This window comes from Streptomyces sp. GbtcB7, assembly GCF_019091445.1.
Lineage (GTDB): Bacteria > Actinomycetota > Actinomycetes > Streptomycetales > Streptomycetaceae > Streptomyces > Streptomyces mirabilis.
In genome coordinates, this window is the sequence record NZ_JAGXJM010000013.1 from 270,534 (window position 1) to 277,051 (window position 6,518).

A 6,518-nucleotide genomic window follows, 5' to 3' on the forward strand; every position below is an offset into this window, starting at 1 on the left:
AGAGGTAATTCCAATGGCTGGACCCCAGCGCCGCGGAAGCGGTGCCGGTGGCGGCGAGCGGCGGGACCGGAAGGGCCGTGACGGCGGCGCTGCTGCCGAGAAGACCGCGTACGTTGAGCGCGTTGTCGCGATCAACCGCGTCGCCAAGGTTGTGAAGGGTGGTCGTCGCTTCAGCTTCACCGCGCTGGTCGTGGTGGGCGATGGTGACGGCACCGTCGGTGTTGGTTACGGCAAGGCCAAGGAGGTGCCGGCCGCCATCGCCAAGGGTGTTGAGGAGGCCAAGAAGCACTTCTTCAAGGTCCCCCGTATCCAGGGCACCATCCCGCACCCGATCACGGGCGAGAAGGCCGCGGGCGTCGTCCTGCTCAAGCCTGCTTCCCCCGGTACCGGCGTTATCGCCGGTGGCCCGGTGCGTGCGGTGCTCGAGTGCGCCGGCGTTCACGACATCCTGTCGAAGTCGCTCGGCTCGTCCAACGCGATCAACATCGTGCACGCGACCGTGGCGGCCCTCAAGGGCCTGCAGCGTCCCGAGGAGATCGCGGCCCGCCGTGGTCTGCCCCTCGAGGACGTCGCCCCCGCGGCTCTGCTTCGTGCGCGTGCGGGAGCGGGTGCGTAATCATGGCTCAGCTCAGGATCACGCAGACGAAGTCGTACATCGGCAGCAAGCAGAACCACCGCGACACCCTGCGTTCGCTCGGGCTCAAGCGCCTGAACGACGTGGTCGTCAAGGAGGACCGCCCCGAGTTCCGCGGAATGGTGCACACCGTCCGCCACCTCGTGACGGTTGAGGAGGTCGACTGATCATGGCGGAGAACAACCCGCTCAAGATCCACAACCTCCGTCCCGCCCCGGGCGCCAAGACCGCCAAGACCCGTGTGGGTCGTGGTGAGGCGTCGAAGGGTAAGACGGCCGGTCGTGGTACCAAGGGCACGAAGGCCCGCTACCAGGTTCCGGAGCGCTTCGAGGGCGGGCAGATGCCCCTCCACATGCGCCTCCCGAAGCTGAAGGGCTTCAAGAACCCGTTCAAGACCGAGTTCCAGGTCGTGAACCTCGACAAGCTGGCCGCGCTGTACCCGGAGGGTGGCGAGGTCACCGTCGAGGGTCTCGTCGCCAAGGGTGCCGTTCGCAAGAACAGCCTCGTCAAGGTCCTCGGCCAGGGCGAGATCTCCGTCGCGCTGCAGGTTTCGGTTGACGCCGTTTCCGGCTCCGCCAAGGAGAAGATCACCGCCGCCGGCGGTACCGTCACCGAGCTCGTCTGATCTTTTCAGGCGTCTCGATGACATGAGCGATCCCGACCGGGGGTGCCCCTACAAATGGGGTATCCCCGGTTGGTCGTTCCTAGGGGGGCAGTCTCGCCGGTAAGGTGGCCTGCACTGCCGACTTTCGTCCGGCGTTCCATCGGGCGGCAGTCGACCGATACCTACCTATTCGTCGAACCTCAAGACCGTCACCTCTGACGCAGTTGCGCGGGGGTCGCAGGAGGCACCGTGCTCACCGCGTTCGCCCGGGCGTTCAAGACGCCCGACCTGCGCAAGAAGCTGCTCTTCACGCTCGGCATCATCGTGGTCTACCGGGTCGGTACCCACGTACCGATCCCAGGTGTCGACTACAAGAACGTCCAGACCTGTATCGACGTGGCCAAGGGCAACCAGGGTCTGTTCGGGCTGGTCAACATGTTCAGTGGTGGTGCGCTGCTGCAGATCACGATCTTCGCGCTCGGCATCATGCCGTACATCACGGCGAGCATCATCCTGCAGCTGCTGACGGTGGTGATCCCGCGCCTCGAAGCCCTCAAGAAGGAGGGTTCGGCCGGCACCGCGAAGATCACGCAGTACACCCGTTATCTGACGGTGGCGCTGGCGATCCTGCAGGGCACCGGCCTTGTCGCGACCGCCCGCAGCGGCGCCCTGTTCAGTGGCTGCCAGGTGGCCAACCAGATCGTTCCTGACCAGTCGATCTTCCAGACCGTCGTGATGGTCGTCACCATGACCGCCGGTACGGGCGTCGTCATGTGGCTGGGCGAGCTCATCACCGACCGCGGCATCGGCAACGGCATGTCGATCCTCATGTTCATCTCGATCGCCGCGACCTTCCCGTCCGCGCTGTGGGCGATCAAGACGCAGGGCACGCTGGCCGGCGGCTGGATCGAGTTCGGCACCGTGATCGCGGTCGGACTGGTCATGGTCGCGCTGGTCGTCTTCGTGGAGCAGGCCCAGCGGCGGATCCCGGTCCAGTACGCGAAGCGCATGATCGGGCGCCGGTCGTACGGCGGTACGTCCACTTACATCCCGCTGAAGGTCAATCAGGCGGGTGTGATTCCTGTCATCTTCGCGTCGTCCCTGCTCTACATCCCGGCTCTGGTCGCCCAGTTCTCCAACGGCAACTCCGGCTGGAAGACCTGGGTCACGCAGAACCTGACCAAGGGCGATCACCCCATCTACCTGGTCTCTTACTTCCTCCTGATCGTTTTCTTCGCGTTCTTCTACGTGGCGATCTCGTTCAACCCCGAGGAAGTCGCGGACAACATGAAGAAGTATGGTGGCTTCATCCCGGGCATCCGGGCTGGCCGGCCGACCGCTGAGTACCTGAGCTACGTACTCAACCGGATCACCTGGCCGGGGTCGCTGTATCTGGGTCTGATCGCTCTCGTACCGACAATGGCGTTGGTGGGTTTCGGGGCAACCGGCAACTTCCCGTTCGGTGGTACCAGCATCCTGATCATCGTGGGTGTCGGTCTTGAGACGGTGAAGCAGATCGAGAGCCAGCTTCAGCAGCGCAATTACGAAGGGTTCCTCCGCTGATGCGAATCGTCCTCGTCGGGCCGCCCGGTGCCGGGAAGGGAACGCAGGCTGCGTTCCTTGCCAAGAACCTGGGGATTCCGCACATCTCCACGGGCGACCTCTTCCGCGCCAACATCAGTCAGGGCACGGAGCTGGGCAAGCAGGCCAAGGCGTACATGGACGCGGGCAAGCTGGTGCCGGACGAGGTCACCATCGGGATGGCCAAGGACCGCATGGAGCAGCCCGACGCCGCCAACGGCTTCCTGCTGGACGGCTTCCCTCGCAACGTCTCGCAGGCCGAGGCGCTGGACGAGATGCTCAAGGCCGAGGCCATGAAGCTGGACGCGGTGCTGGACCTGGAGGTCCCCGAGGACGAGGTGGTCAAGCGCATCGCGGGCCGCCGCATCTGCCGCAACGACTCTTCGCACGTCTTCCACGTGACGTACAAGCAGCCCAAGCAGGAAGGCGTCTGTGACGTCTGCGCCGGCGAGCTGTACCAGCGGGACGACGACTCCGAGGAGACGGTCCGTACGCGTCTCGAGGTCTACCACACGCAGACCGAGCCGATCATCGACTACTACGCCCGTCAGGGCCTGGTCGTGACGATCTCGGCGCTCGGCAAGGTGGAAGAGGTCACGGGGCGCGCCATGGAGGCGCTCAAGAGCAAGGTCGGCGACAAGTAGTCGTCACGCTGCCATCGGCCGCGGTGCCCTCCGGGGGTGCCGCGGCCGTAGTGTTGTGCAGGCGGTCGTGTACGTAGTGGTGCACGACCTGATTGGGTACGTCGTCGGAATGACGGAGAAGACGGAGAGCGCGGGCCGCCATGGTGCAGATCAAGACCCCTGAGCAGATCGCCAAGATGCGTGCGGCGGGGTTGGTCGTCGCGGCCATTCACGCGGCCACACGTGAGGCGGCCGTGCCGGGTGCCACGACGAAGGACCTGGACGAGGTCGCGCGCAAGGTGCTGGCCGAGCACGGGGCGAAGTCGAACTTCCTCGGGTACGGCGGTTTCCCCGCGACCATCTGCACCTCGGCCAACGAGGTCGTCGTCCACGGCATCCCGTCCGACGAGGTGGTCCTGAAGGACGGCGACATCATCTCGATCGACTGCGGCGCGATCGTGGACGGCTGGCACGGGGACGCGGCGTACACCGCGTTCGTGGGCTCCGGTCACGCCCCGGAGCTGCTCGAGCTCTCCCGGGTGACCGAGGAGTCGATGTGGGCGGGCATCGCGGCGATGAAGCAGGGCAACCGGCTCGTCGACGTCTCGCGTGCGATCGAGACGTACATCCGCCGCCAGCCGAAGCCCGGCGGCGGCAAGTACGGAATCATCGAGGACTACGGCGGCCACGGCATCGGCACCGAGATGCACATGGACCCGCACCTGTTGAACTACGTCGAGAAGCGGCGCGGCAAGGGTCCGAAGCTGGTCCCCGGCTTCTGCCTGGCCATCGAGCCGATGGTGTCCTTGGGCACGCCGCGGACCGAGGTGCTGGAGGACGACTGGACCGTCATCACGACGGACGGCACGTGGTCCTCGCACTGGGAGCACTCGGTGGCGCTGACGGAGGAGGGCCCGCTGGTCCTCACGGCCCCGGACGGCGGCAAGGCCAAGCTGGCGGAGCACGGGATCACGGCAGCGCCGGACCCACTGGCCTGACGGCGCCGGACCTGTTGGTCTGATGGCGCCGGTCCCGCTGGCCTGACGGCGCCGGACCCCGTTGGCCTGACGTTGGCGGACGGGGTCTGGTTGGTGGCGGTGTGGGGGATCGCGGCACCCGAGTGGGGGGTACCGGGCGGACACGGCGGGTGGCTGTGTGATCGCCGTACGTCTCCGTGGCGCCGGTCCGGAAGGTCCGCGGCGACGCGTCGACGACCCCCGTTGCTTAACGATCTCCGTAGTGGGGCATTCTTTCTCGATTCGTCTTTCCGAGAGGCCTGACGTAGACTGACTCGTCGGCTCTCGTGCACCCGCATGTCTGCATGCGCTCGTGCGAAGTCGATCAAGGTAGTCGATTCGAAGGGCGAAGCGTGGCCAAGAAGCAAGGTGCCATCGAGATCGAGGGCACTGTCGTCGAGTCTCTTCCGAACGCCATGTTCAAGGTCGAGCTCCAGAACGGCCACCAGGTCCTGGCACACATCAGCGGCAAGATGCGTATGCACTACATCCGCATCCTCCCTGACGACCGGGTCGTGGTGGAGTTGTCTCCGTACGACCTGACGCGTGGCCGCATCGTCTACCGGTACAAGTAGATCTTGCCCTTACTCCGTGTTCCCGGTTCTCGGGACGCGGGGGGTGGCACTGACCCGGAGAACCTCACCAATGAAGGTCAAGCCGAGCGTCAAGAAGATCTGCGACAAGTGCAGGGTGATCCGCCGTCACGGTCGGGTCATGGTCATCTGCGAAAACCCGCGCCACAAGCAGCGCCAGGGCTGACGCACGACCGCACCTTCTGCATCCGCAGATACTTCGCGCGACGCAAGCAGTACATGTTCATACGCAGAATCCAGGACTGAGTCTCATCAGACCTGACACCCCCGGTCGGAGGCCGGGGACCCGGTTCGTACCGAATCTTCTACAAGAGGAGAGGACGGCGGGCGGGATCCGGTTCTGCGGAAGACCTCCGAACGACAACTGGAGCCATTGAATGGCACGCGTTTCCGGTGTTGACATCCCGCGCGAAAAGCGTGTGGAGGTCGCCCTGACCTACGTGTTCGGCATCGGCCGGACCCTTTCCCAGCAGACGCTGGCCGAGACCGGCGTGAACCCGAACACCCGCGTTCGTGACCTCTCCGAAGAAGAGCTGGTCAAGATCCGCGAGTACGTGGACGCGAACATCAAGACCGAGGGTGACCTCCGTCGCGAGATTCAGGCCGACATCCGCCGCAAGGTCGAGATCGGCTGCTACCAGGGTCTGCGCCACCGTCGTGGCCTGCCCGTCCACGGTCAGCGCACCAGCACGAACGCTCGTACCCGTAAGGGCCCGCGTCGCGCCATCGCCGGTAAGAAGAAGCCGGGCAAGAAGTAGTCCTCAGCGGACGCTTATCAGCGGTCTTCGCTGTAGGACCGACCACCTCCCGTAGGAGTAATAGATGCCCCCCAAGGGTCGTCAGGGCGCTGCCAAGAAGGTGCGCCGCAAGGAAAAGAAGAACGTCGCTCACGGGCACGCTCACATCAAGAGCACGTTCAACAACACCATCGTCTCGATCACGGACCCCTCGGGCAACGTGATCTCCTGGGCCTCCGCCGGCCACGTCGGCTTCAAGGGCTCGCGCAAGTCCACCCCCTTCGCCGCGCAGATGGCCGCCGAGTCGGCCGCCCGTCGCGCGCAGGAGCACGGCATGCGCAAGGTTGACGTCTTCGTGAAGGGCCCGGGCTCCGGTCGCGAGACCGCGATCCGCTCCCTCCAGGCCACTGGCCTCGAGGTCGGCTCCATCCAGGACGTCACCCCCACCCCGCACAACGGCTGCCGTCCGCCCAAGCGCCGCCGCGTCTGAGGCTCGGTTGTCTTGAGGTTCCGGGCGGTACGGCTCTTCGGAGGCGTGCCGCCCGTACCCTTGCAGTAGCAGCAGGGCGTCAAATAGCGGGCGCCCATGACTGAAGGATCGCAACATGCTGATTGCTCAGCGTCCCTCGTTGACCGAAGAGGTCGTCGACGAATTCCGCTCCCGGTTCGTGATCGAGCCGCTGGAGCCGGGCTTCGGCTACACCCTCGGCAACTCCCTGCGTCGCACGCT

10 protein-coding genes and 1 pseudogene are annotated in these 6,518 nt (G+C 65.4%); all 11 read left to right on the forward strand.

Going from position 1 to position 6,518, the window contains the following annotated elements:
• Nucleotides 1–13 precede the first annotated feature (13 nt).
• Nucleotides 14–616, forward strand: coding sequence for a 30S ribosomal protein S5 (gene rpsE / locus KVT44_RS23010; protein ID WP_055513610.1), 603 nt, complete (start codon nt 14–16; stop codon nt 614–616).
• A gap of 2 nt (nt 617–618) precedes the next feature.
• Nucleotides 619–801, forward strand: coding sequence for a 50S ribosomal protein L30 (gene rpmD / locus KVT44_RS23015; protein ID WP_060901490.1), 183 nt, complete (start codon nt 619–621; stop codon nt 799–801).
• Nucleotides 802–803: 2 nt separating this feature from the next.
• On the forward strand, nt 804–1,259 hold the full coding sequence (gene rplO, locus KVT44_RS23020; RefSeq protein ID WP_060901489.1) for a 50S ribosomal protein L15: 456 nt from the start codon (nt 804–806) through the stop codon (nt 1,257–1,259).
• A gap of 228 nt (nt 1,260–1,487) precedes the next feature.
• The gene (gene secY / locus KVT44_RS23025) at nt 1,488–2,801 is read left to right on the forward strand and encodes a preprotein translocase subunit SecY (RefSeq protein ID WP_060901488.1); all 1,314 of its coding nucleotides are present in this window, start codon (nt 1,488–1,490) and stop codon (nt 2,799–2,801) included.
• Nucleotides 2,801–3,463: an adenylate kinase gene (locus KVT44_RS23030; RefSeq protein WP_143602627.1), complete on the forward strand. Its 663-nt coding sequence runs from the start codon at nt 2,801–2,803 to the stop codon at nt 3,461–3,463. The genes secY and KVT44_RS23030 overlap by 1 nt, the downstream gene beginning before the upstream one ends.
• Before the next feature lie 140 nt (nt 3,464–3,603).
• Nucleotides 3,604–4,440 (forward strand): type I methionyl aminopeptidase, encoded by an 837-nt coding sequence (gene map, locus KVT44_RS23035; RefSeq protein WP_099921124.1) that lies wholly within the window; start codon nt 3,604–3,606, stop codon nt 4,438–4,440.
• Between the two features lie 371 nt (nt 4,441–4,811).
• Complete coding sequence (infA, locus tag KVT44_RS23040; RefSeq protein ID WP_003948620.1) at nt 4,812–5,033, forward strand: translation initiation factor IF-1; 222 nt, start codon at nt 4,812–4,814, stop codon at nt 5,031–5,033.
• A gap of 70 nt (nt 5,034–5,103) precedes the next feature.
• Nucleotides 5,104–5,217 carry a 50S ribosomal protein L36 gene (gene rpmJ, locus KVT44_RS23045; protein ID WP_003998809.1) on the forward strand — a complete coding sequence of 38 codons (114 nt, stop codon included), beginning with the start codon at nt 5,104–5,106 and terminating at the stop codon, nt 5,215–5,217.
• 211 nt (nt 5,218–5,428) lie between these two features.
• Nucleotides 5,429–5,809, forward strand: a complete 381-nt coding sequence (gene rpsM / locus KVT44_RS23050) for a 30S ribosomal protein S13 (protein ID WP_060901485.1) — start codon at nt 5,429–5,431, stop codon at nt 5,807–5,809.
• A 64-nt stretch (nt 5,810–5,873) separates the two neighbouring features.
• Complete coding sequence (gene rpsK, locus KVT44_RS23055) at nt 5,874–6,278, forward strand: 30S ribosomal protein S11 (protein WP_003956432.1); 405 nt, start codon at nt 5,874–5,876, stop codon at nt 6,276–6,278.
• A 115-nt stretch (nt 6,279–6,393) separates the two neighbouring features.
• A pseudogene (locus KVT44_RS23060) lies at nt 6,394–6,518 on the forward strand (DNA-directed RNA polymerase subunit alpha); the annotation flags it as partial.

Excerpts from the sequence above, each read along its gene's own strand:
- rplO (WP_060901489.1), top strand. The coding sequence starts at position 804 with ATGGCGGAGAACAACCCGCTCAAGATCCACAACCTCCGTCCCGCCCCG.
- rpsK (WP_003956432.1), top strand. The coding sequence starts at position 5,874 with ATGCCCCCCAAGGGTCGTCAGGGCGCTGCCAAGAAGGTGCGCCGCAAG.
- rpmD (WP_060901490.1), top strand. The coding sequence starts at position 619 with ATGGCTCAGCTCAGGATCACGCAGACGAAGTCGTACATCGGCAGCAAG.
- map (WP_099921124.1), top strand. The coding sequence starts at position 3,604 with ATGGTGCAGATCAAGACCCCTGAGCAGATCGCCAAGATGCGTGCGGCG.
- rpsE (WP_055513610.1), top strand. The coding sequence starts at position 14 with ATGGCTGGACCCCAGCGCCGCGGAAGCGGTGCCGGTGGCGGCGAGCGG.
- rpsM (WP_060901485.1), top strand. The coding sequence starts at position 5,429 with ATGGCACGCGTTTCCGGTGTTGACATCCCGCGCGAAAAGCGTGTGGAG.
- rpmJ (WP_003998809.1), top strand. The coding sequence starts at position 5,104 with ATGAAGGTCAAGCCGAGCGTCAAGAAGATCTGCGACAAGTGCAGGGTG.
- KVT44_RS23030 (WP_143602627.1), top strand. The coding sequence starts at position 2,801 with ATGCGAATCGTCCTCGTCGGGCCGCCCGGTGCCGGGAAGGGAACGCAG.